The sequence below is a fragment of the Streptomyces viridochromogenes DSM 40736 genome (assembly GCF_000158955.1).
Classification (GTDB): domain Bacteria; phylum Actinomycetota; class Actinomycetes; order Streptomycetales; family Streptomycetaceae; genus Streptomyces; species Streptomyces venetus.
Genome location: NZ_GG657757.1, coordinates 4,123,481 through 4,125,291, shown reverse-complemented (window position 1 = coordinate 4,125,291; position 1,811 = coordinate 4,123,481). Strand labels below are relative to the sequence as shown.

General features: G+C 74.2%; 1 protein-coding gene and 1 pseudogene. Both read left to right on the top strand.

The features are described 5' to 3' along the window. A pseudogene (locus SSQG_RS42770) lies at positions 1–139 on the top strand (ABC transporter ATP-binding protein); the annotation flags it as partial. Continuing rightward, the gene (locus tag SSQG_RS18100; protein WP_003991255.1) at positions 136–1,659 is read left to right on the top strand and encodes a hypothetical protein; all 1,524 of its coding nucleotides are present in this window, start codon (positions 136–138) and stop codon (positions 1,657–1,659) included. The pseudogene SSQG_RS42770 and the gene SSQG_RS18100, both read left to right, overlap by 4 nt. The last annotated feature ends 152 nt before the right edge of the window (positions 1,660–1,811 follow it).

The following is a 1,811-nucleotide window of genomic DNA, read 5'->3' as shown; positions in this document are numbered from 1 at the left end:
ACCGGGACCGGGGCCTTCCGCAACGTCGGGGATTCCGCCGGACGGGGCCGAGCTGCTCGAACCCACCCTGGAGGACGGCTACCTGCTCACCCTCGACGGTGCCGGAGCCGACGGTGCCGGAGCGGAGGTGGCCGCATGACCGCCGTCGTGGAGAAGCCGGTCCCGACGTCCGCGCGGGCCGAGTCGGGAGGCTCGTGGTCCGCCGTGTTCGCCCTGGCCCTCTTCGAGACGCGCCGGCTGCTGACCAGGGTGCCGGTGATCATCGCCTTCCTGCTGTACATCGCCTGGACCGTGTGGCGCACCGGCCGGGACTCGGACGGCTTTCCGGCCCTCCAGGACGCCGACCGCGCCACCCAGAGCGCGCCGATGCTGGTCGGCCTCGCGGTCCTGCTGTCCGTCAACCTCGCCGCGCTGCGCTCGCGACGGCACGGCACGGAGCCGCACTTCGCGGTGCTGGTGCTGCCGCCGTGGCGGCGTACGGCCGCCCATGCGCTGTCGGCCGGGGCCGCGGCCCTGCTCGTCGCCGGGTGCGTGGCCGTGCAGTTCGGCCGGGAGGCGCTCAGGCCCGGGGCGATCGGCAACGGCTCGGTGGGCGAACTGCTCGTCGGACCGCTGACCGTGCTGCTGTCGGGGCTGCTGGGGCTGCTCGTGGCCGGGCTGGTGCGGTCGGCGCTCGCGGCCCCGCTGCTGGTCGTGTTCTCCCTCTTCCTGTTCCTCTTCTTCTGGGGCACGAGCGACGACGCGAGCCGCTGGCTGATGCCGGTCGTCGACGAGGCCACCTCCAACACCCTGCCGTCCGATCTGATGGGCCGGCCCGCCGGCTGGCACGCCCTGTACCTCGCCGGACTGGCGCTGTCCCTGGGCCTGGCGGCGGTCCTGGTCGCCGGTGGCCGCAAACCGGTCGTCGTGGCCGGGGTCGCCGGAGCGGTGGCCATGACCCTGGTGGGCGGCGTGGCTCAGGCGCAGACGGGCGACGACGACCCCGAACTGGTCCGGGCCCGGGAACGCGCCACCGTGCACCCCGAGCAGGTGCAGTCCTGTGTCCGCCGGGACGGATCGACGTACTGCGCGTTCCCCGAGTGGGGACCGCGGGTCGACGACTGGGCCGGGGTGGTGGACCGGGTGCGGTCCCTGGCCGGCGGCGGCGCGGACGAGCAGGACGTCGTCGTACGGCAGCGGGTCGAGGCCCGTTACGGACTCTCCGGCGACAGTGCGCTGATGCCGCTGGAGCGCCCGCACGAGGTGACCGTGGGCACCCGGTGGGGCGGCAACCGGGTCCCCGAGTTCTCGGTGGCTGTGGCCGGAGTGCTGGTGACGGGGAACGAGAAGGCGTCGACCTCGATGTGCGACGGCCGTATGGTCACCGTGATGTGGCTGGCCCTGAGCTGGGAGCCGGACCCGGTGGCCGCGTTGCGGCGCGTCCGCCTGGACGACAGCGTGACCGGCTCCTCCCTCGTGCTCCAGCCCACGTCCGGGATGTACATGACGGACGCCCAGACCGAGGTGCTGCGCGAGCTGCTGGAGCGGCCCCGGGGTGAGGTCACGGCACGCGTGAAGGACCACTGGGCCGAACTGACCGCGCCGAAGGTGACGGCGGCCCGGGCGGCCGGGCTGCTGGGCGTCAAGGCACCCGAGGGAGACGACAAGTGCCTCGACTGAGCGGGGAGTTGATCGTCGCCGTCTGCCGGACCCTGCCCCTGGGCCCGGTGGGGGCGGCCGGTGCGACGGGGTTGCTGATCGCCGGGTTGTCACGGGCGACCGGCGAGGCGGGGGAGTGGCTCGCGCTGCCCCTGCTGCGCGCGGCGGTCCTG

What these genes read in the sequence shown, in the direction of transcription:
- SSQG_RS18100 (WP_003991255.1), top strand. Translation starts at nt 136, where the DNA reads ATGACCGCCGTCGTGGAGAAGCCGGTCCCGACGTCCGCGCGGGCCGAG.